This is a genomic window from Bradyrhizobium sp. ARR65 (genome assembly GCF_000472385.1).
Taxonomy (GTDB): domain Bacteria; phylum Pseudomonadota; class Alphaproteobacteria; order Rhizobiales; family Xanthobacteraceae; genus Bradyrhizobium.
In genome coordinates, this window is sequence record NZ_AWZU01000048.1 from 20,935 (window position 1) to 41,964 (window position 21,030).

17 protein-coding genes are annotated in these 21,030 nt (G+C 63.1%); 4 read left to right on the plus strand and 13 right to left on the minus strand.

Going from position 1 to position 21,030, the window contains the following annotated elements; translation table 11 throughout:
• Positions 1 to 54: 54 nt before the first annotated feature.
• Both F758_RS0134540 and cnbZ read left to right on the plus strand, forming a co-directional pair.
• A complete protein-coding gene (locus tag F758_RS0134540) occupies positions 55 to 3,147 on the plus strand; it encodes a MexW/MexI family multidrug efflux RND transporter permease subunit (protein WP_024512143.1) in 3,093 nt (1,030 codons plus the stop codon).
• A 134-nt stretch (positions 3,148 to 3,281) separates the two neighbouring features.
• On the plus strand, positions 3,282 to 4,025 hold the full coding sequence (cnbZ, locus tag F758_RS0134545; RefSeq protein WP_024512144.1) for a 2-amino-5-chloromuconate deaminase CnbZ: 744 nt from the start codon (positions 3,282 to 3,284) through the stop codon (positions 4,023 to 4,025).
• A 166-nt stretch (positions 4,026 to 4,191) separates the two neighbouring features.
• Here the strand turns inward: cnbZ and F758_RS0134550 are convergent, their stop codons facing one another.
• The 12 genes from F758_RS0134550 to F758_RS0134605 all read right to left on the minus strand — a co-directional run bounded on the left by F758_RS0134550 (position 4,192) and on the right by F758_RS0134605 (position 18,005).
• The gene (locus F758_RS0134550; RefSeq protein WP_024512145.1) at positions 4,192 to 5,082 is read right to left on the minus strand and encodes an ABC transporter permease; all 891 of its coding nucleotides are present in this window, start codon (positions 5,080 to 5,082) and stop codon (positions 4,192 to 4,194) included.
• Between the two features lie 3 nt (positions 5,083 to 5,085).
• The gene (locus F758_RS0134555) at positions 5,086 to 6,027 is read right to left on the minus strand and encodes an ABC transporter permease (RefSeq protein ID WP_024512146.1); all 942 of its coding nucleotides are present in this window, start codon (positions 6,025 to 6,027) and stop codon (positions 5,086 to 5,088) included.
• 43 nt (positions 6,028 to 6,070) lie between these two features.
• On the minus strand, positions 6,071 to 7,597 hold the full coding sequence (locus F758_RS0134560; protein ID WP_035724124.1) for an ABC transporter substrate-binding protein: 1,527 nt from the start codon (positions 7,595 to 7,597) through the stop codon (positions 6,071 to 6,073).
• A gap of 9 nt (positions 7,598 to 7,606) precedes the next feature.
• On the minus strand, positions 7,607 to 8,716 hold the full coding sequence (locus F758_RS0134565; RefSeq protein WP_024512148.1) for an ABC transporter ATP-binding protein: 1,110 nt from the start codon (positions 8,714 to 8,716) through the stop codon (positions 7,607 to 7,609).
• Positions 8,713 to 9,702: an ABC transporter ATP-binding protein gene (locus tag F758_RS0134570; RefSeq protein ID WP_024512149.1), complete on the minus strand. Its 990-nt coding sequence runs from the start codon at positions 9,700 to 9,702 to the stop codon at positions 8,713 to 8,715. Before F758_RS0134570 ends, F758_RS0134565 begins: the two co-directional genes overlap by 4 nt.
• Positions 9,699 to 10,409, minus strand: a complete 711-nt coding sequence (locus tag F758_RS0134575) for a DUF1028 domain-containing protein (RefSeq protein WP_024512150.1) — start codon at positions 10,407 to 10,409, stop codon at positions 9,699 to 9,701. Before F758_RS0134575 ends, F758_RS0134570 begins: the two co-directional genes overlap by 4 nt.
• A gap of 13 nt (positions 10,410 to 10,422) precedes the next feature.
• The gene (locus F758_RS0134580) at positions 10,423 to 12,228 is read right to left on the minus strand and encodes a gamma-glutamyltransferase family protein (RefSeq protein WP_024512151.1); all 1,806 of its coding nucleotides are present in this window, start codon (positions 12,226 to 12,228) and stop codon (positions 10,423 to 10,425) included.
• Between the two features lie 111 nt (positions 12,229 to 12,339).
• Positions 12,340 to 13,323 (minus strand): ABC transporter ATP-binding protein, encoded by a 984-nt coding sequence (locus F758_RS0134585; RefSeq protein ID WP_035724128.1) that lies wholly within the window; start codon positions 13,321 to 13,323, stop codon positions 12,340 to 12,342.
• Complete coding sequence (locus F758_RS0134590; RefSeq protein ID WP_024512153.1) at positions 13,320 to 14,306, minus strand: ABC transporter ATP-binding protein; 987 nt, start codon at positions 14,304 to 14,306, stop codon at positions 13,320 to 13,322. Before F758_RS0134590 ends, F758_RS0134585 begins: the two co-directional genes overlap by 4 nt.
• Positions 14,307 to 14,335: 29 nt before the next feature.
• A complete protein-coding gene (locus F758_RS0134595) occupies positions 14,336 to 15,310 on the minus strand; it encodes an ABC transporter permease (protein ID WP_024512154.1) in 975 nt (324 codons plus the stop codon).
• 3 nt (positions 15,311 to 15,313) lie between these two features.
• Positions 15,314 to 16,294: an ABC transporter permease gene (locus tag F758_RS0134600; protein ID WP_024512155.1), complete on the minus strand. Its 981-nt coding sequence runs from the start codon at positions 16,292 to 16,294 to the stop codon at positions 15,314 to 15,316.
• A 109-nt stretch (positions 16,295 to 16,403) separates the two neighbouring features.
• Positions 16,404 to 18,005 carry an ABC transporter substrate-binding protein gene (locus tag F758_RS0134605; protein ID WP_024512156.1) on the minus strand — a complete coding sequence of 534 codons (1,602 nt, stop codon included), beginning with the start codon at positions 18,003 to 18,005 and terminating at the stop codon, positions 16,404 to 16,406.
• A 305-nt stretch (positions 18,006 to 18,310) separates the two neighbouring features.
• On the opposite strand from F758_RS0134605, the gene F758_RS0134610 reads away from it, so the two are divergent.
• The gene (locus tag F758_RS0134610) at positions 18,311 to 18,568 is read left to right on the plus strand and encodes a DUF6489 family protein (RefSeq protein ID WP_024512157.1); all 258 of its coding nucleotides are present in this window, start codon (positions 18,311 to 18,313) and stop codon (positions 18,566 to 18,568) included.
• Positions 18,569 to 18,601: 33 nt separating this feature from the next.
• A complete protein-coding gene (locus F758_RS0134615; protein WP_024512158.1) occupies positions 18,602 to 19,597 on the plus strand; it encodes an alpha/beta fold hydrolase in 996 nt (331 codons plus the stop codon).
• Positions 19,598 to 19,658: 61 nt separating this feature from the next.
• Here the strand turns inward: F758_RS0134615 and F758_RS0134620 are convergent, their stop codons facing one another.
• Positions 19,659 to 20,579 (minus strand): alpha/beta fold hydrolase, encoded by a 921-nt coding sequence (locus F758_RS0134620; RefSeq protein ID WP_024512159.1) that lies wholly within the window; start codon positions 20,577 to 20,579, stop codon positions 19,659 to 19,661.
• Positions 20,580 to 21,030 lie beyond the last annotated feature (451 nt).

The following is a 21,030-nucleotide window of genomic DNA, read 5'->3' on the forward strand; positions in this document are numbered from 1 at the left end:
CCCGTCCTCGGCTTCGGGTCATGCCGGAATATTTGAAAGAACGAGATCGTCGCGATGGCTTTGACCGATATCTTCATCAAGCGCCCGGTGTTGGCGGTGGTGGTCAGCTTGCTGATTCTGCTGATCGGCCTTCGCGCGGCAACCGTCCTGCCGATCCGGCAGTATCCGAAATTGTCGAACACGGTCGTCAACATCACGACCTCCTATCCCGGCGCGTCCGCGGAATTGATCCAGGGCTTCATCACCACGCCGATCGAGCAGGCGGTCGCCTCCGCCGAGGGCGTCGACTACATGACCTCGTCCTCGGTGCTCGGCACCTCTACGATTCAGGTCTACATCAAGCTCAATTTCGATCCGAACCAGGCGTTGACCGAAGTGCTCGCCAAGGTGAACTCGGTCAAATACCTGATCCCGAAGGAATCCAACGATCCGATCGTCACCAAGACCACCGGCCAGACCACGGCGGTGATGTATATCGGCTTCTCAAGCGAGGAGCTGACCGGCAGTGCGATCTCCGACTATCTGACGCGCGTCGTGCAGCCGGTGCTGTCGACTGTCGACGGCGTGGCCTCGGCTGACATCCTGGGCGGCCAGACGTTCGCGATGCGGCTGTGGCTCGATCCCGTGAAGATGGCCGGGCGCGGGGTGTCGCCGGCTGATGTATCGGCCGCCATTGCCGCCAACAACTTCCAGGCCGCAGCCGGCCAGGCGAAGGGCTATTTCATCGTCTCCAACGTCTCGGCCAATACCGATCTGCAGAATGTCAGCCAGTTCAAGCGCATGATCGTGAAGGCGAAGGACGGCGGCTTCGTCCGCATGGAGGATATCGCGACCGTCGAGCTCGCGGCGCAGAGCACCGATGCTAGCGTCGCCTTCAACGGTGAGCACGCGATCTTCATCGGCGTGCAGGCGACCCCGCAAGGCAATCCGCTCAACATCGTAAGAGGCGTTCGCGCGCTGTTCCCCGAGCTCGAACGCAACCTGCCGCCTTCGCTGAAGATGAAGGTTGCTTACGACTCCACCAAGTTCATCCAATCGTCGATTGACGAGGTCGAGAAGACGCTGGGCGAAGCCGTGGTGATCGTCGTGGTGGTGATCTTCCTGTTCCTGGCATCGCTGCGCTCGGTGGTCATTCCCGTCGTCACTATTCCGCTGTCGTTGATCGGCGTCTGCAGCATGATGCTGGCGATGGGCTTCTCTTTCAATTTGCTGACGCTGCTCGCCATGGTGCTGGCGATCGGGCTCGTGGTGGACGATGCGATCGTCGTCGTCGAGAACATTCACCGGCATCTGGAAGAAGGCGCCCCGCCAGTGCAGGCCGCCATGAAAGGCGCGCGCGAGATCGTCGGCCCGGTCATCTCGATGACCATCACTTTGGCCGCCGTGTATGCGCCGATCGGCTTCCTGGGTGGCCTTACTGGTTCGCTGTTCCGTGAATTCGCCTTCACGCTCGCAGGCTCGGTGATCGTCTCGGGCGTGATTGCGCTGACGCTGTCGCCGATGATGTGTTCGGTATTCTTAAAGAGCGCGGAGGAGGGGCGGTTCGCCAGGCTCGTGAACAAGGTGTTCGGCGCGATGACGCGCTGGTACGGGCGCAAGCTCGATCGCACGCTCGACTATCGCCCGGTTACCGGCCTGTTCGCGTTGACGATCCTCGGCTTGGTCGGCTTCCTCTATATGCACACCTCGAAGGAGCTGGCGCCGGAAGAGGACCAGGGCATCGTGTTCGCGGTGACCAAGGCGCCGAAATACGCCAACATCGATTACCTCGACTATTACGGCGACAAGCTCGACAAGGCCTTCCAGAAATTCCCCGAGACCGACCTGCGCTTCGTGCTCAACGGCATCAACGGCCCGCAGGGCGGCATCGCCGGCATGCTGCTGAAGCCCTGGGACGAGCGGAAGCGTTCATCGATCGCGCTCAAGCCCCTGGTGCAGGGGGAGCTCTCGAAGATCGAAGGCGTCAACGCCTTTGCCTTCAACCTGCCGCCGTTGCCGGGCGGTCCGGGTGGTCTGCCGGTGCAGATGGTGATCAACTCGACGCAAGGTTTCCAGGCCGTTTATGAGCAGATGCAGAAGCTCAAGGATGCCGCGCGCAAGAGTGGCCTGTTCATCGTCACCGACAGCGACCTTGAATTCAACCAGCCGGTGGTGCGGATCAAGATCGACCGCACCAAAGCCAATGACCTCGGCATCACCATGCAGAACGTCGGCGGTGCGCTGGCGACCCTGCTCGGCGGCAACTATGTCAACCGCTTCAATCTCGAGGGACGCTCCTATCAGGTGATCCCGCAGGTTCCTCGTGAAAAGCGGCTGACGCCGGAATCGCTTGGCAATTACTACGTGACGACCTCGACCGGCCAGCAACTGCCGCTGTCGACGGTGGTGTCGATCGAGACCGCGACCGATCCCAACTCGCTCACCCACTACAACCAGTTGAACTCCGCTACCTTCCAGGCCGTGCCGATGCCCGGCGTTACGGTCGGCCAGGCCGTGGACTTCCTGGAGGGGGAGGCGAAGAAACTGCCGGCGGGCTTCAGCCACGATTATCTCGCGGACTCCCGCCAATATGTGCAGGAGGGCAACCAGCTCGCCATCACCTTTGCGTTCGCCTTGATCATCATCTTCCTGGTGCTGGCGGCGCAGTTTGAAAGCCTGCGCGACCCGCTGGTGATCATGATCAGCGTGCCCATGGCGATCGTCGGCGCGCTGATCCCGCTGTTCTTCGGCGCCGCGACCATGAACATCTACACCCAGGTCGGATTGCTGACGCTGGTCGGGTTGATCTCCAAGCACGGCATCCTGATGGTGGAGTTCGCCAACGAACTGCAGCTCAAGGAAGGTCTCGATCGCCGCTCGGCGATCGAAATGGCCGCCCGTGTCCGGCTTCGCCCGATCCTGATGACGACGGCGGCGATGGTCACCGGGCTGCTCCCGCTGTTGACCGCCAGTGGCGCCGGCGCCGCAAGCCGTTTCTCGATCGGGCTTGTCGTGGTCGCCGGCATGTCGATTGGAACGTTGTTTACCCTGTTCGTGTTGCCGGCGGTGTATGTCGCGATCGCGACCGATCACCGCGCGGAGGCCGAATCCGAACGGAACAAGGAGATTGCCGAGCTCGATCTCGGCCGCCAGCTCAAGCCGACCTGATCAGGTACAGCCTGATCGGATGTTGGTTAAGGCATGGGCGGCCCTTGTGGTCGCCCATTGTCGTTTGAACCTCCTCTCGTGATATCCTGCGTACGCAGGCATCCGCATGCGAATGGAATAGCGAGAAAGGCAAAATGATCAGCGTATTTGCACCCGGCAATTACCGGTTCATTCCGGCCGTGTTTCAATATTCGAGTGGCGCGGCCGCCGAGGCCGGTTATGAGATCGAACGCGTGCGGTTCGACAGGCTCGTGCCGCTGGCCGAAGGCTTTGCGCAAATCGCAAACCACATTCAGGCTGCAGGCCGACCGTTGACCGCGTTCTGCGCCTGCGAGCTGCGCTCACCGGCCGCCTTTACCGAGGAAGGCTTTCGCGCCTTCAATCTGCATTATGTGAAGACGCTCGCGGAGTGGGGGCTTTACGACGGCTCGACCAATCCGGTGGCGCGCAGCAATGTCTGTCCCGAGATCGATCCGCCTGCCGAGCCGTCGTTTTATGCCTTCTCCTTCACCCGCGCGAGCCAGGGCACATCGCCGAGCTTTGTCATCGCGGGCGGCGCCGAAGCGCGTGGAGGTGCCGGCAGCTATCCCGAACGCATCGTACGCTATCGCGATCTCTCGCCGGAAGGCGTGCAGGAGAAGGTTCGCTTCACCGCCCGATCGATGGAAGAGCGCCTCGCCGCGTTCGGTTTTGCCTGGAAGGACACCACGGGCGTGCAGGCCTACACCATCCGCGATTTCCATCCCGTGTTCGCCGACGAGCTGGTCCGCCGCGGCGCCGCGCGCTCCGGCCTGACCTGGCATTTTGCGCGACCACCGGTGATCGATCTCGAATTCGAGATGGATTGCCGGCGGGTGCTGCGGGAAGTTGTGATTTGAGCCCGCGGATGTGCACAACGTCGTGTCGACCCGTCATCCTGAGGCGCTCGCGTAGCGAGCCTCGAAGGATGAATGGCCCCCGCTGTGAGAGCCGGGCCGTCTCCTTCGAGGCCGTCGCTTCGCGACGGCGCCTTAGGATGACGGGGATGGAGATGCGTTCGCTCAACTACCGCTGGCGCGGATCGAGCGCGTCGCGCAAGCCGTCGCCGACTAGATTGAGCGACAGCACGACCAGAAAGATCGCCAGCCCCGGCCAGATCGCCATCCACGGCGCGTTGGTGAGAAACCGCTGCGCGGCGTTGAGCATGCTGCCCCAGGACGGCGCGGGCGGCTGCTGGCCGAGGCCCAGAAACGACAGTGCGGCTTCCGCGATGATCGCGGCTGCGATCGACAGCGTCGCCTGCACCAGCAGCGCGGGCAGGATATTCGGCAGGATATGGACCAGCGCGATCCGCCAGGGTGGATTGCCCACGGCGCGCGCGGCCTCGACATAGTCCTCGATCTTCACCGCCATGACCTGTCCGCGAGTCAGGCGGATGAATACCGGCGTCGCGGAAATGCCGATCGCGATCATCGCATTGCCGAGGCTGGGACCCAGGAAGGCGGCGAGCGCAATCGCCAGGATCAGGAACGGGCAGGCCAGCATGGCGTCGGTAATGCGGCTGATCAGAGCGTCGACGAAGCCGCCGCGATAGCCCGCTAATAACCCCAGCGGCACGCCGATCGATAGCGCGATGCTGACCGAGATCAGGCCGGCGAGCAGGGAGGCGCGGGCGCCAAAGATGACGCGGGCGAGAATATCGCGCCCCAAATCATCCGTGCCGAACCAGTGCAGCGCGGAGGGTGGTTTTCGTACCAGTGTCCAGCTCGTCGCAATGGGATTGTAGGGCGAGATCAGCGGCGCAAACAGGGCGAGCAGGATGAAGGTCGCGATCACGACGAGGCCCGCAATCGCGCCCTTGTGCTTGAGGAGCCGGCGCAGCGCGCGGCGGGCCGGGCTTTCCAGCGTCTCATTCGAGGCGGTCACGCCGATGGCGGCGAGAGCGGCGTCGCTCATGATTCAGCCTCTCAGCCGCGGATTGACGAGGATATAGGCGATGTCGGCGACAAGGTTCAGCAGGATATAGACGGTCGCCGTCACCAGCACCACGCCCTGCACGACGGCATAGTCGCGGTTGAACACCGCGTCCACGATCAGTTTGCCGAAGCCGGGGATCGAGAATATCTGCTCGGTCAGCACCGCGCCGGAGAGCAGCGTACCCAGCTCAAGCGCGCCGAGCGTGATCACCGGCGTTAGGGCATTGCGCATGGCGTGCTTGAGGATGACGGAACGTTCGGACAGCCCTTTGGCGCGCGCCGTACGCACATAGTCGCTCTCGAGCACTTGCATCATGGCGCTGCGAGTGTGTCGCATCAGGATCGCCGCGATCGCATTGCCGAGCACGAAGGCCGGTAGGATGGTCGAGGCGAGGCTGCCGCGTAAGCTCTCGGTGAGCGGCACGTACCCGGAGGCGGGCAGCCAATTCAGCTTGATGGAGAACAGGAAGATCAGGAGGATCCCGAGCCAGAAATTCGGTGTGGAAATGCCCCAGAGCGCGAACAGATTGGCGCCGTAATCCCAGGCGGTGCCGCGCTTGACCGCCGAGACGATTCCGGCGGGGATGCCGATCAGGAAGGCGATCACGATCGCCATCGAACCGAGTTGCAGCGTCACCGGCAGTTTCTGCGCGATCAGGTCGCGCACCGGCGCCTTGATGCGCAAGGACTCGCCGAAGTCACCGGACAGCACGCCCTTGAGCCAATAGGCATATTGCACGGGGATCGGCTGATCGAGCCGGTACAGTTTCCGGATCTGCTCGATCACGGCGGGATCGCGCTCCTCGCCCGCCATCGCCAGCGCGGGATCGCCGGGCAGGAGATGCTGCAGCGAGAAGATCAGGACCGACACGAAGAACAGTGTCGGAACGAGCTGGGCGAGGCGGCGGGCAAGAAAGTTCAGCATGAGGTGCACGTGCCTCCATGCAAAGCGGAGAGGGTGCGCATGCTCATTTCAGCTTCAGCCCGACCACGCGCACCAGGCCGTCTGGCATCGACCGATAACCTTCGAGCTTCTTGGTGTGTGCGATGAGGATCTTGCGGTGGAAGAGATAGATGATCGGTTCATCGTTGAGCAGGATCTTGGTCAGCTTCTCGTAGATCGCCTTGCGCTGGGCGGGATCGTTGACGAGGCGCGCGTCCTCCATCAGCTTGTCGGCCTCGGGATTGGAATAGCCGCCGTCGTTTTGCGGCGCCTTGGTATGCATGAAGACATAGGAATTGCCGTCGGGATCGATGCGGCCGCTCCAGTCGATCTGGAAGATCTGGAAATTGCCGGCCTGCGCATCCTTGAACGAGGTCGCAAATTCTATCGTCCTGATCTTGAGATCAAAGCCTGCTTCCGCCGCCATCGATTGCACCACCTGCGCAACCGCCTGCTCCTCAGAGCCTTGCGGAACCATCATGTCGACGGTGATGGGGGGACTGACGCCAGCCTCCTTCAACAGCGCCTTGGCCTTCTCGACGTCGCGCCGGGGAATCGGAAACGCCTTCTGATAATAGGGATGCTCCGGGCTGACCCATTGATTGCCCGGGGTGAACTCGCCGTTGAAGACGACCTGGTTCAATGCCTCGCGGTCGATCGACAGCTCGAGCGCCTGGCGCACCTTGGCCGACTGGCTCAGCGGGCCTTTATTTTTGTCGTTGGCGATGTTGATGGTAAGCCCGAGATAGCCGAGGGAGGGGGCGGTTGCCAGCACGAGGTTCGGATCGGAGCGCACGTCCTTGATGTCGGTCGCGAGCACACGTTCGATCAGGTCGAGACTGCCGGATTTCAGGTTGGCAAGACGAACCGTGGCATCGACAATCGGCTGGTAGACGATGCGGTCGATGAAAACGTTGTCCTTGTTCCAATAGTCGGCGAATTTCTCGAACACGATGCGGTCCTGCTGCACGCGCTCGACGAACTTGTACGGACCGGCGCAGACGGGGTGCAGGCCGAACTTGTCGCCTTCCTCCTTCGCTGCCTTCGGCGAGACCATCATGCCGGCGCGATCGGTGAGCTGCGTGATCAGCGGCGCGAAAGGCGTCTTCAGCACGAGCTTGATGGTCAAGGGATCGACGACCTCGACGTGATCGACGCTGGCGAGCTCCGACTTGCGGAAGGAGGTCGGCAGCGTCATGTGACGCTCGATCGAGAATTTCGCCGCTTCCGCATCAAGCGGTTCGCCGTCGTGGAATTTGACGCCCGGCCGCAGCTTGATCGTCATCGCCTTGCCGTCGGCGGACGTCTCATAGGACAGCGCGAGCTGCGGGACGATGTTGAGCTTCTCGTCGATATCGAACAGCTTGTCGCAGAAGGCGGAGAACACGATCCGGCCGACATAGGTGCGGCCGATCGAGGGATCGAGGATGTCAGGGTCCTGGGCAATGCCGACCCGCAGCGTCGTTTGGGCGAACGCGCCTGCATCGCAGGCGAGGCACAGCGCCGTCGCGAGCCCCGCCAAACCCAATTTCCTTATCGCACTTGTTCTCATCACTCTCACCTACAACGCCTTTGTCGTGGTCTTGCTGGTACCAACCCCGACGCCCGTCTCGACTTCCTTGCCATCGCTGAAGGCTGAGATCAGCCTTTCCAGGGCCGGCGAAAAGCCACCGTCGGACGGCACGATCGCCTCCGCCGGCGGCAGTTCCGCCACGCGATGGCAGGCGGTTGCATGACCCGTGCCATCTGACATCAAGTGAGGCTCTTCGTCGCGGCAACGCGCGACCACATAGGGGCAGCGGCTATGAAAACGGCAGCCCGAGGGGGGATTGAGCGCGCTCGGCAGTTCGCCCTGCAGCACAATACGGCTGCGTTTTGCCTGCGGCTTGGGCACGGGAATGGCCGACAGCAACGCGCGGCTATACGGGTGGCGCGGCGAGGCAAACAGCGCATCCGTCTGCGCGGTCTCAACGATCTTGCCGAGATTCATCACGGCGACGCGGTCGGCGATATGCTTGACCACCGCGAGATCATGAGACACGAAGATATAGGCGAGCCCCAGCCGGTCCTGCAGGTCGCGCAGGAGGTTCAGGATCTGCGAGCGGATCGAGACGTCGAGTGCGGACACCGGCTCGTCGCAGATGATCAGTTTCGGCTCGACCGCCAGCGCGCGTGCGATCGCGATGCGCTGGCGCTGGCCGCCGGAAAACTCATGCGGATAGCGGCGCGCCGCGTTCGACGCGAGCCCGACCAGCCGCAGCAATTCCTCCACCCGCTGGCGGCGCGCCTGCGGCGGCACCAGATCGTGCAGCGCCAACGGTTCGCTCAGGACCTGGCCCACGGTCATGCGCGGATTGAGCGAAGCGTAGGGGTCCTGGAAGATGAGCTGGGCCTTGCGGCGGAAGGCGCGCAGCTCGTTCGCATCCAGCGCGAGCAGGTCGCGACCCTCGAAACGGATTTGGCCCGCATCCGGTTCGATCAGGCGCAGCACCAGGCGGCTGACGGTGGATTTGCCGCAGCCGGATTCGCCGACCAGTGCCAGCGTCTCGCCCGCGTCGACGCTGAAGCTGACGCCTTCGACCGCTTTCACGAACGAGGTCGGCCGGCCGAACAGTGAACGCGCAGCGGCAAAATGCTTGATCAGGCCTTCGGCTTCAAGCAACGCGGTCACGATACCAGCCTTTCCAGCGGCGCCTTGATGCAGCGTGAGGCGTGATTTGCGCTCACCGCGACCAGCGGCGGCGGTGCCTTCAGGCAGATGTCGCTGACGAAGGGGCAGCGCGCCGCGAAGCGGCAGCCGGGTGGCGGCTGAGCCATGTTCGGTACCATGCCTTCGATAGTGGCCAGATGTGTGGTGCGGCGATCAAGCCGTGGGATCGAGCCGAGCAGGCCGACCGTGTAGGGATGCTGCGGCGAGGCGAACAGCTCATCGACGGCGGCGCGCTCAACGATCTCGCCGGCATACATCACCGCGACCTCGTCGCAGACCTCCGCAACTACGCCGAGGTCATGGGTGATCAGGATGATCGCCGCGCCGCTCGCGGCTTTCAGCTCGCGCATCAGGTCGAGGATCTGCGCCTGCAGCGTGACGTCGAGCGCGGTGGTCGGTTCGTCCGCGATCAAGAGGCGTGGATCGCAGGCAAGCGCCATCGCGATCATCACGCGCTGGCGCATGCCGCCCGAGAGCTTGTGCGGATATTCGTCGATGCGCTTCTCGGGCGAAGGAATATGCACGCGGCGCAACAGCTCGATCGCGCGATCACGCGCGGAGCGGCGCGATCCGCCGCGATGGCGCAAAACGGTCTCGACGATCTGGTCGCCGATGGTGAAGCTCGGATTGAGCGAGGTCATCGGCTCCTGGAAGATCATGGCGAGGCGATTGCCGCGCAAATCGCGCAGGGTCTCGTCCGGCGTTTGCAGCAGATCGAAGCCGTCGAAGCGGATCGAGCCGGAAATCTCGGTCGAACGTTTGGGCAACAGGCCCATGATCGCAAGGGATGTGACGCTCTTGCCGCAACCGGATTCGCCGACCAGGCCCAGCGTCGCACCATGGGCGACGGAGAGGTCGACGGCATCGACCGCGTGCATGGTGCGGCCGTCATCGTCGCGAAAGAGAACGCGCAGGCCCTCGATTTCGATCAGCGGGTGCGTGGTCATGGCTTGCTCGCCTGTGCAGCCTGAAGGCTTGCGTCGATAATGGCGCGGTCGGTGATCCCGGCCGGGCTGTCGCGGGTCGGCAGGAATTGTCGGAAATGCACCCAGCGCTCGCGGCTCACCCGCTCGAGCCGCTCGAGCTCGATCAGCGGATCCGGATGATCGTCGACGCGCAGGTCGAGCGCCGGCCACTCCTCGCTTCCGTAGATCAACAGCGCCGCCGATTGCTTGCCGCGCTTGTCGCCGCCGGCCGCCTCGCCGGCGCGCATCGCCGCGATCAGCCGCTGCGGGAATGGCAGGCTGTGATTGGCGGCGTAGGCGCTAGCCGTGTCATCCAGCACATGGGCACCGGCAAGCATGTTGCCCGCGATGGAAAGACCGTCGCCCTGGACATGGCCGCACCAGTCGATGCATTCGCGTCCCGTATGCGCGGCGATCCGCCCTTGCACATCCAGGATGTGGAGCTGCCGGCTTTCGCGGCCCGGATCCGCCGCAGTCAGGCTGTTCACGATCTCCTGCGGGCTCTTGCCGTCGCGCAGCAATTTCAGCCCGTCGATGCCGTAATAGGGATTGACCAGCGCTTGCGTCGCGATGCCGCCGAAGCCGGCCGCAACGAACGGCACGTGCGCGCCGGCCGCAAAGAATTTCGTGGCAACCGCAATGCCGATCTCGCCGTTGGCACTATCCCTCGCGATGATCGACCAGGTCATGCCGCAGAACCTGTCAACGACCGGCCGCGTAGCCCTGCATGCCGCGCGGATTGGCGGCGGCGCGGCGGCGGCGGCCGACACGGGAAGCCGCGGTCAGGCGGCCTTCCGACCAGTCGGGACCGATCTCGACAATGTGGCCGCGACGCTTGAGCTCATCCATGGTCGCTTTCGGTACGCGGTTTTCCAGCACGAGCACGCCAGGGCGCGCGGTGCGCGGCCAGAACGAGATCGGGAAGTGCTCGGAATGCCAGGCCGGCGCATCGATCGCTTCCTGCAGGTTCAGTTTCGCGTGAACGTGGCGCAGGAAGAATTGCGTGATCCACTGATCCTGCTGGTCGCCGCCGGGCGAGCCCCACGCCAGATACGGCTCGCCGTCGCGCAGCGCCATGCTGGGCGAGAGCGTCGTGCGCGGGCGCTTGCCCGGCGCGAGCGAGGCCGGATGGTTCTCCTCCAGCCAGAACATCTGCGCGCGGCTGCCGAGGCAGAAGCCGAGCTCGGGTATGACAGGCGAGGATTGCAACCAGCCGCCGGAGGGCGTCGCCGAGATCATGTTGCCATCCTTATCGATGATATCGAAATGCACGGTATCGCCGCGCACCTCGCCAAAGCGCCCGACGGTCGGCTCGCCGGCGCCCATAGCGCCGACCGCCTCGCGATGCCCCTCGGCGCGGCGCAGCTTGACGACCGAGCCAAAACCTTCGACCGAGCCTGGAACGAAATCGAGCGAAGCCTTCTCGCCGACCAGCTTGCGCCGCGCGTCGTTGTAGGCATCCGACAACAGCGTGGTGATCGGAATGTCGGTGAACTTGGGATCGCCGTAAAAGGTCTCGCGGTCGGCGTAGGCGAGCTTGGCGCATTCGATCTGCAGATGGATGAAGTCGGGCCCGGCGGGATCGAGGCCGTCCAGCTGAAAACCCTTGAGGAGCGCAAGCTGCTGCAGCATCACCGGTCCCTGGCTCCACACGCCGGCCTTGCACACCGTGTAGCGGCCATAGTCGTAAGTCAGCGGCGCCTCGATCGTCGGCTGCCAGCGCGCCATGTCGTCGGCGGAGAGCACGCCTTTGTGCGGCAAGCCTGAGACGTCCATCACCTCCTGGGTCCGGCAAAATTTGTCGATCGCTTCCGCGACAAAACCTTTCGACCAGGCCGCACGCGCGCGTTCGATCTGCGCCACGCGATCGCCGCCGCCGCTCTCGGCCTCTTTGAGGATGCGCGTGTAGGTTTCCGCAAGCTGCCCGTTGGTGAAGATGGTACCGCGCTTCGGCACTTCATTGTTGGGTAGATAAACCGCCGCGGATGTCGGCCAGTGCTGCCGGAACAATTGCTCGACCGTCTTGATGGTGGCGCAGGCGCGCTCGACCAGTGGATAGCCATCGCGGGCATAGGCGATCGCGGGCTCGAGCACGTCGCGCAGCCGCATCGTACCGTAATCGCGCAAGAGCAGCATGTAGGATTCGAACGTGCCGGGCACGCACGCGGCGAGCAGCCCGGTGCCGGGCACCATGTTCAGCCCCTCGCTCTTGTAGTGCGCGATAGTGGCGCGCGCCGGCGCCGGACCCTGGCCGCAGATCACTTCGGTGCGGCCTCGCTTGACGTCATGTACGATGATCGGCACGTCGCCGCCGGGGCCGTTGAGATGTGGCTCGACCACTTGCAGCGTGAAAGCCGTGGCGACACCGGCGTCGAACGCGTTGCCGCCTTTTTCCAGCGTGGCCATCCCGACTGCGGTTGCGATCCAGTGGGTCGAAGTCACAACACCGAAGGTGCCCTCGATCTCGGGGCGGGTCGTGAACGGATCGGGGTTGATATGATTGGCCATGGCTTATCCATTGGTTTGGCATTTGGCATGCAACGCGAGCGAGCGCACTTGATCACAGCAATAAGCCGCTGCCAACTGGCCTCGCCGCAAGCCTGTTTCGCATCTGCGTCATCATGCCGGTGCGGGCGCCGTGTTGACGGCGTGGCAGGCGACGCCGTCGATCAGTTCGGGCGTTTCCTTGCGGCAGAGGTCGAAGGCGAGCGGACAGCGCGGATTGAAGGCGCAGCCTTGTGGCGGATCGATCGGGTTGGGGATCTCGCCCTTCACCGGGATGCGCTGGCGGCCGGTCATCGCCAGATCCGGCACCGCGCCGAGCAGCATCTTGGTGTAGGGCATGCGGGGTCGGCTGAACAGCTCGCGGCCTTCCGCAATCTCCACGATGCGGCCGAGATACATCACGCCGATGCGGGACGCCATGTGGCGCACCACGGCGAGGTTGTGACTGATGAAGAGATAGGTCAGGCCGAACTTGTCCTGCAGATCGCGCATCAGATTGAGGATCTGCGCCTGCACCGACACATCAAGCGCCGAGGTCGGCTCGTCGCAGACAATGAACTCGGCTTCCGAGGAGAGCGCACGCGCGATCGCGATGCGCTGCCTCTGTCCTCCGGAAAATTCATGCGGATATTTCAGGCCGTCGTCGGGATGCAGGCCGACCAGGGTCAGCAGCTCGTCGACGCGCTCCTTGATCTGGCGTTCGCCCTGGATCAGGTCGAAGGCACGGATCGGCTCGGCGATTGTGGCATCGACCCTGAAACGCGGGTTCAGGCTCGCATAGGGGTCCTGGAAGATCATCTGGATGCGGCGGCGCAGACGCTGCCGCATCTGCGCCTGGCGCGGATCGGTCATTGAGACGCCGTCGATCACGACATCACCGGAGCTGGGCGGCAGCAGGCCGACCACCATGCGCGCGACGGTGGTCTTGCCGGACCCGGATTCGCCGACCAGCGCAAAGGTCTCGCCCTTCTTGATGTCGAAGCTGATGCCATCAACTGCTTTCAGGAACTCGAGATGGCCGCCCTCGAGTACGCGGTTCAGCCACGGCTTGGAGACGTCGAACACGCGCCGCAGATTCCTGATCTCGACGAAGCTCATGCCGCGCTCTCCTTGAGCGAGCTGTCGTAGAGATGGCAGGCGACCGCCTGGGCTCCCCGCTGGATCGGCTCGGGCCGCTCGACGCGGCAGCGCTCGAAGGCAAAGGCGCAGCGTGGATTAAACGGACAACCCGGTGGAATAGCGGACAGCCGCGGCATCGAACCGGGGATTTGCACCAGCCGGAGGTCTTCGCCCGTCAGGGTGGGGATCGCGCCCATCAGCCCCTTGGCGTAAGGATGCAGCGGATTCCTGATGACGTCCTGCACCGGGCCGATTTCGGCAATGCGCCCCGAATACATCACGGCCACGCGGTCGCAGGTCTCGGCGATCACGCCCATGTCATGGGTCACCAGCATCACCGCCGTGCCGTGATCGCGGCCGAGCCGCTTGATCAGGGCGATGATCTGCGCCTGCACCGAGACGTCAAGCGCGGTGGTCGGCTCATCGGCGATGATCAGTTCCGGCTCGGCGCAGATCGCGAGCGCAATGACAACGCGCTGGCGCATGCCGCCGGAGAATTCGTGCGGATAGCCGTCGATGCGTTTTTCCGGCGCTGGGATGCCGACCTCGGCGAGCAGGTCGATGGCGCGCTTGCGCGCGGCCTGTTCCGACATGCCGATGTGGGTCCTGATCGTCTCCACGATCTGGTCGCCGATCCGGTAGAGTGGATTGAGACTGGTGAGCGGATCCTGAAAGATCATGCCGATCCGTTTTCCCCGGATCTTTCGCATCTCCTCCGGAGGGAGGTTGTCGATGCGTAAGCCCGAGAGGTGGATTTCGCCGCCCGCGATCCGGCCGGGCGGATCGATCAAGCCGACCACCGCCGAGCCCGTCACCGATTTGCCGGCGCCGGATTCGCCGACCACGCCCAGCACTTCGCCTTTGGCGATGTCGAACGAAATGCCGTCGATGGCGCGCAACCTCTCGCGGCGGGTTTTGAACTCCACCTGGAGGTTACGCAACGAAAGCACGGGTTGGGTCATGCGGTCAGGTCTTCAAGAAAAGTGGCGGCTCATCTGAGCTTCGGATTGAGCGCGTCGCGCAACCAGTCGCCAAGCAGGTTGATGGACAGGATCAGTGCGGCCAGTGCAAAGCCGGGAAAGGCCACGATCCACCATTCGCCGGAAAACAGATAATTGTTTCCGATCCGGATCAAGGTGCCGAGCGAGGGCATGGTGTCGGGCATGCCGGAGCCGAGAAAGGACAGCGTCGCTTCCGTGATGATGGCAAGCGCGAGATTGATGGTGGCGATCACCAGGATCGGGCTCATGGTGTTGGGCAGCACATGGCGCAGCATGATAACGGGCGCGGGCAGGCCGATCAGTTGGGCTGCTGCAATGTAATCCTTGCTCTTCTCGACCAGCACCGAGCCGCGCACCGTGCGCGCATATTGCACCCAGAAGCTCAGGCCGATCGCGAGCACCAATACGCCCAGCATGCTCGCAGCATCGAGCCGGTTGCCGAACACCGACTTGACCACGCCATTGACCAGCAGCGCGATCAGGATGGCAGGGAAGGTGAGCTGCACGTCGGCGATCCGCATGATGAGACTGTCGACCGCGCCGCCGACATAGCCTGCAATCAGGCCGAGCAGGATGCCGAGCGCGCCGGAGAAGGCGACGCCGAGCACGCCGACGACGAGCGAAATGCGCAGACCATAGAGGATGGCCGAGAGCACGTCGCGGCCTTGCTCATCGGTGCCGAGCAGGAACGGCGTCTGGCCGTCAGCGGTCCAGAGCGGCGGAATACGCGAATTGATGAGCTGCAACTGCGCCGGGTCGAACGGATTTTGCACTGAGATCAGGGGCGCGAAAATCGCGAGCAGAAAGAACAGTAGCGTCACAAGTGCCGCTGTTATCGTTAGCTTGGAACGGCAGAACGAATAGAACAGGTCGCTCTCGATCACGCGCGTGAACCAGCCGGACGCCGAGGCGTGTGCTGCTGGTGCGCCGGCATCGGTTTTGTGCGGTACGACGGCGTCGCTCATGCGTCAGGCCGGACGGCTGATGGTTGCGCGCAAGCGCGGATCGACGACGGTGTAGAGGATGTCGACAACGAGATTGATGGTGACGAAGATCAAGGACACCATCAAGAGATAAGCCGCCATGATCGGGATATCGACATTTTGCACGGCTTGCACGAAGAGAAGGCCCATCCCCGGCCACTGGAACACGGTCTCGGTGATGATCGCGAATGCAATTACCGAGCCAAACTGCAGTCCTGTCACGGTGATGACCGGAACCAGCGTGTTCTTCAGCGCATGCCCGAAATGAATAGCGCGCGTGGTCAATCCGCGTGCGCGGGCGAAGCGGATGTAGTCGGTGCGCAAGACTTCCAGCATCTCGGCACGCACCAGGCGCATGATCAAGGTCATCTGGAACAGGCCGAGCGTGATCGAGGGCATGATCAGGGCCTTTAGCCCCGAGAGCGTGAGCAGCCCCGTGCTCCACCAGCCGATCTTCACGACCTCGCCGCGGCCGAAAGAGGGCAGCCATCCCAGCGTGACCGAAAACAGATAGATCAGCAAAATGCCGATCAGGAAGGTCGGCAGCGAGATTCCGATCAGCGAAATCGCCTGGAACGCCTTGGCAAGCAGCGTATCACGGCGCAGCGCCGAATAGACGCCCATGAGAATACCAAACACCATCGCGAGGATGGTGGCGCAGGTGGCGAGCTCCAGCGTCGCGGGCATCCGCTCCTTCAACAGGTCGGCAACCGGCAGGCGGAATTGGTAGGAAACGCCGAACTTGAACTGCGCGGCATTGGCGAAGTAATGGGCGAACTCCACGATGATCGGATCGTCGAGGCCGAGCGATTTGCGGATCGCTGCGCGCTCGGCGGCCGATGTATCGATTGAGACCATCTGGTTTACCGGATCGCCTGCGAAGCGGAACATCGCAAAGGCGATGATGCCGACCGCGAGCATCACGCCGATCGCCTGAATCATGCGGCGAAGAGTGAAAGCGAGCATCTCTTCCTTTTACGTCTCTTCTACGTCTCTTCAAGACGCGCCGCGCCGGTGCGGCCAACCCACAAGTGCCGGGAAGCGAATGCTTCCGGGACTTCACGGGCACCGACGCCTACTCTTCCTGTTTGGTGGCCCAGTACAGCAGCACCTGGTTGTCCGCGCGCTGGGTCAATTTCACTTTCTTCGACACGCCCCAGGACAGCGCCTGCTGATGCAGCGGGATATAGGCCCAATCCTTGATCGCGATCTCGAAGGCCTGCTTGATCATCTGGTCGCGCTTGGCGGTATCGCTCTCGACCAGGATCTTGTCGGCCAGCGCATCGAGTTCCTTGTTGCAATAGCCGGCGAGATTGGCTTCGCCGCGCGTGGGGTCTTTGGGGTCATCGCGGCAACCGAGGATATCGTGCAGCACGTTATGTGAATCCTGGGACGCCGGCGTCCAGCCCAGGAGGTAGAACGAGGTCTTGTAACCGCCCGGCTTCAGCACCTTGCCGAAGTACTGTGCCTTTGGCTGCGCCAGGAGATCCACTTTGACGCCGATGCGTGCCAGCATGCCGACCACGGCCTGGCAGATCGCGGCGTCGTTGACGTAGCGATCGTTGGGGCAGTCCATGGTGACCTCGAAGCCGTCAGCGTAGCCGGCCTCGGCCATCAGTTTCTTCGCACCGTCGATATCGGCTTTCGGCCGCGTGAAATCCTTGGACAAGGCGAAGAGTTGCGGCGCGATCATCAGGGCGGATGGCGTCGACAACCCGCGCATCACGCGGTTCTTGATCAGGTCGACATCGATCGCCTTGTAGAAGGCCTCTCGGACACGGATGTCCTTGAACGGGTTCTTGCCCTTGACATTCGAATAAAGCAGTTCGTCTCGCGCCTGGTCCATGCCGAGAAAGATCGTGCGCAGCTCCGGTCCGTTCATGACGGTGGCGACGCCGCTGGCGTTGACCCGCTGAATGTCCTGGATCGGAACCGGCTCGATCACGTCGACTTCGCCCGACAGCAGGGCGGCGACCCGGGTCGCGTCCGAGGCGATCGGGGTGAAGATGATCTCCTTGAGGTTATGTTCCGGCTTGCCCCACCAGTTCGGGTTGACCTTGAACACGGTCTTCACCCCCGGCTGATGGCTCTCGATGATGAAGGGGCCGGTGCCGTTCTCATGCAGTGCGGCATAGCTCGGCGTGGTGGCGGAAGCCGGCGTCGGCGCGATCGAGTCGTGCTCCTCGCTCCATTTCTTGTCCATGATGTACCAGCCATCCCATTGCGAGATCAGGATGGGGTTGGGCGCCGAGAGCATCACGTCGACGGTGTAATCATCGACCTTGACGAACTTCGCGTCCCCCGGGACGTTGGACAGGAAGTTGGAGCCGTTGGCACGCACCCGGTCGGCGGAGAACAGGACGTCGTCGGCGGTGAAGGGATCGCCATTGTGGAATTTGACGCCCTTGCGCAGGTGGAAGCGCCAATGGGTCGGATCCAGGGTTTCCCAGCTCTCCGCGAGCGCCGGGACGATCTTCAAATCCTTGTCGCGCCCGACCAGGCCCTCATAGACATGGGCGTGATGGGCGATGGTCGTCGTTTCCTTCAGCGTGTAGGGATCGAGCGACTTCAATTCGCCCTGGTTGGCATAGCGCAGCACCTGACTTGAAGCCGGTGACGCCGCGACAGCCACCATTGCGGCGACAATCGCCGCGAGCAAGTTTTGACGTACCGACATTACCAACGTTCTCCAACATTCTCCGCTGATGGCGCTGCTCGTCCAGCATCGCGACCTTGCAAGGATTGAGCCATGTTGGATCGAGTTTTCCACCCGCGCAAGCGCGATTTCCCCGAGAAACCAGCGGTTTGCACCTGCGAGCGACGGCTTTGCAACTGCAGCGGAGGGACGAGTCTTGATTGGCGGCAAATGGGTAGCGGCAGCGATGTTCACCTTGAGCACGATCAGACCATCAGTTCGCTTGCGCAGCACGGGTCGTCGCGGCGATACTGCAGCTGGCCAGCACAGCGCGCTCAGGAGTGGAAATGAAGGTCAATATCGAGATCGATTGCACGCCTCTCGAAGCCCGGCAATTTTTCGGATTTCCCGACGTCGCGCCCATGCAGACGGCGGTGATGGACAAGCTGCAGCAGCAGATGATGACGAACATCGAAAAGATGTCGCCGGAGGCCTTGATCCAGAGTTGGCTGACCTTCGATCCCAAGCTTGCCGAACGCTTTCAGGACATGTTCGTGACCATGGCCGGTCTCGGCAGCTCCCGCCCGAACGACAAGAAGAAATAGCGGCAGCCGCGGGCCGAACGCCGGGAGGCAATCATGATCGATATGCCGCCGCTCCAATTCGCGCATGTGAACGGCATCCGTATGGGCTTTTATGAAGCCGGCCCGAAGACCGACACGCCGCCGCTCGTGCTTTGCCATGGCTGGCCCGAACTGGCTTTTTCGTGGCGGTATCAGATCAAGGCGTTGAGCGAAGCCGGAATTCGTGTCATCGCGCCCGACCAGCGCGGCTATGGCGCGACCGACTGCCCGGAGCCCGTCGAGGCCTATGACATCGAGCATCTGACCGGCGACCTCGTCGGCCTGCTCGATCATCTCGGCATCGACAAGGCGATTTTCGTCGGCCACGACTGGGGCGGTTTCGTCGTCTGGCAGATGCCGCTGCGGTACCTTGAGCGCGTTGCCGGGGTCGTCGGCCTCAACACGCCGCACACCAACCGTGCCTGGGCCGACCCGATCGAGCTGTTGCGTGCTCGTTTCGGCGCGGACATGTATATCGTGCAATTCCAGGACGGCGCGCACGAGCCGGACAGAATCTTTGGCAGCCGCGTGGAGCAGACCTTCGACTTCTTCATGCGCAAGCCGCTGCCGCGCAACGACGCACCATCGGCCGAGCCGCCGGTTGCGGGCATCGGCGCCTTGCCGAAGGTCAATCTCGCTTTTCCGCAGATCGTCGCCAGCTATGACGGAAAACTCGATCCCCGACAGCCATTTCTTTCGTCGGAGGAGATGCAGGTCTTTGTCGACACCTTCACGCGGACCGGCTTCACCGGTGGCATCAACTGGTACCGCAACATGTCACGCAACTGGCAGCGCTCGGCCGATCTCGATCACATCGTGCGCGTGCCGTCCCTGATGATCATGGCCGAGAACGATCGCGTGCTGCCGCCGTCGGCCGCCGACGGAATGGAGAAGCTGGTGCCGGACCTGGAGAAATATCTTGTGCGCGACAGCGGCCACTGGACCCAACAGGAAAAGCCGGACGAGGTCAGCGCCAAGCTGATCGAATGGCGCCGACGGCGGTTCGGGTAGACGTGCACTCCCTTTCGTCGTCCCGGATCGCGCTCGCTCGTCCGGAACGACGAAGAAGATGCTACGCCGCCTTCGCCGCCGCCCCGTGCGCGTGCGCTGCGATCGCATCGATGATCTGCGGCCACAGCTCGACCGCGAGCACATGCCCCATGCCTTCGATCATCAGGAGCTTTGCCCCGGGAATAGATGCCGCGGTGTCCTTTCCGCCAAAAGGGTGCACCAGTGGATCGGCCGTGCCGTGGATGACAAGCGTCGGCGCCTTCACCGATGCCAGCCGCTCCTTGCGGCTGCCGGAAGCGAGGATCGCGCGCAATTGCCGCCCGCTGCCGGCGGGGCTCAGGCCGCGCGCAAAGATGCGTTCGGCGCGGGAGCGGTCGAGCGCTTCATCTTGCGGAAAGCGGCCGGTGCGCAGAATCTTGTAGGTCTGCGCAAAGCGCGTGATGAATTCGTCTTTCGTGTTGGGCGGCGGCGCCATCAGGACAGCCGTCGCCTGGCGGCTCGGCGGCGGCACGCGCGGATTGCCCGTGGTCGACATGATCGACGTCAGCGAACGCAGCCGGTGCGGGAAGGAGATAGCCACTTCCTGGGCGATCATGCCACCCATGGACGCGCCGACCAGATGCGCCGAGTGGATGCCGAGCGCATCCATGACGCCAACCGTGTCCTTGGCCATGTCATCGAGCTTGTAGGGCGCAGTGACCGGAATGTGGAGGAAACGTAGTTTGAGCAGTTCGAGCGGGGTCAGCCGCTTGCCGCCGGAAAGCTTTGAGGATCTGCCGATGTCGCGATTGTCGAAACGGATGACGCGGAAGCCGCGCGCGGCGAGGTGCGCGCAGAATGCGTCGTCCCACAGCACCATCTGCGCGCCGAGCCCCATGATGAGGAGCATGGGTTCGGCATCGGCAGCGCCAAAGATCTCGTAACAGATGTCGATGCCGTTGGCGCGGACGAACTGTTCTCCCTGATGGGCGACTGAGCTCACGTCGGTGTTTCCTCTGCAGGTTGGCTTTGCGAGGTCATACTTAAGGAGAAGGGTTCAAATCACGGCCTTGAGTATCGCAGAATAGATGCCAGCGGTATTGCTGTTTCGGCCACGGAGCTTGAGCACTCGGCTCGGCTCGTCGCAGCCGCATGGCCGGCCGACAAGCGGACCAGCCGCGTGGCCGACCAACAACAAGGCCGCAAATCCCGCGCGATGCGGAGTTGGCATGGCTGAAAGACCAGCGACGCTCTCGCGTTATGGCAAAAGATGTTTGGCGAGATGCAGAAGGGGTTCAATTCCCTCGCCAACTGGGGCGTGGCTGCAGAAGGTGCCGGAAGCCGCAGCCCGGGCGCCAAGACCGTCGCGGTCCAAGGCCTCCGCCTTCGGCTGAAGAAAATAAGTGAGCGACGCGACCGCAGTTTTAGCGGATTAGAGGTATCATGAAACCTAT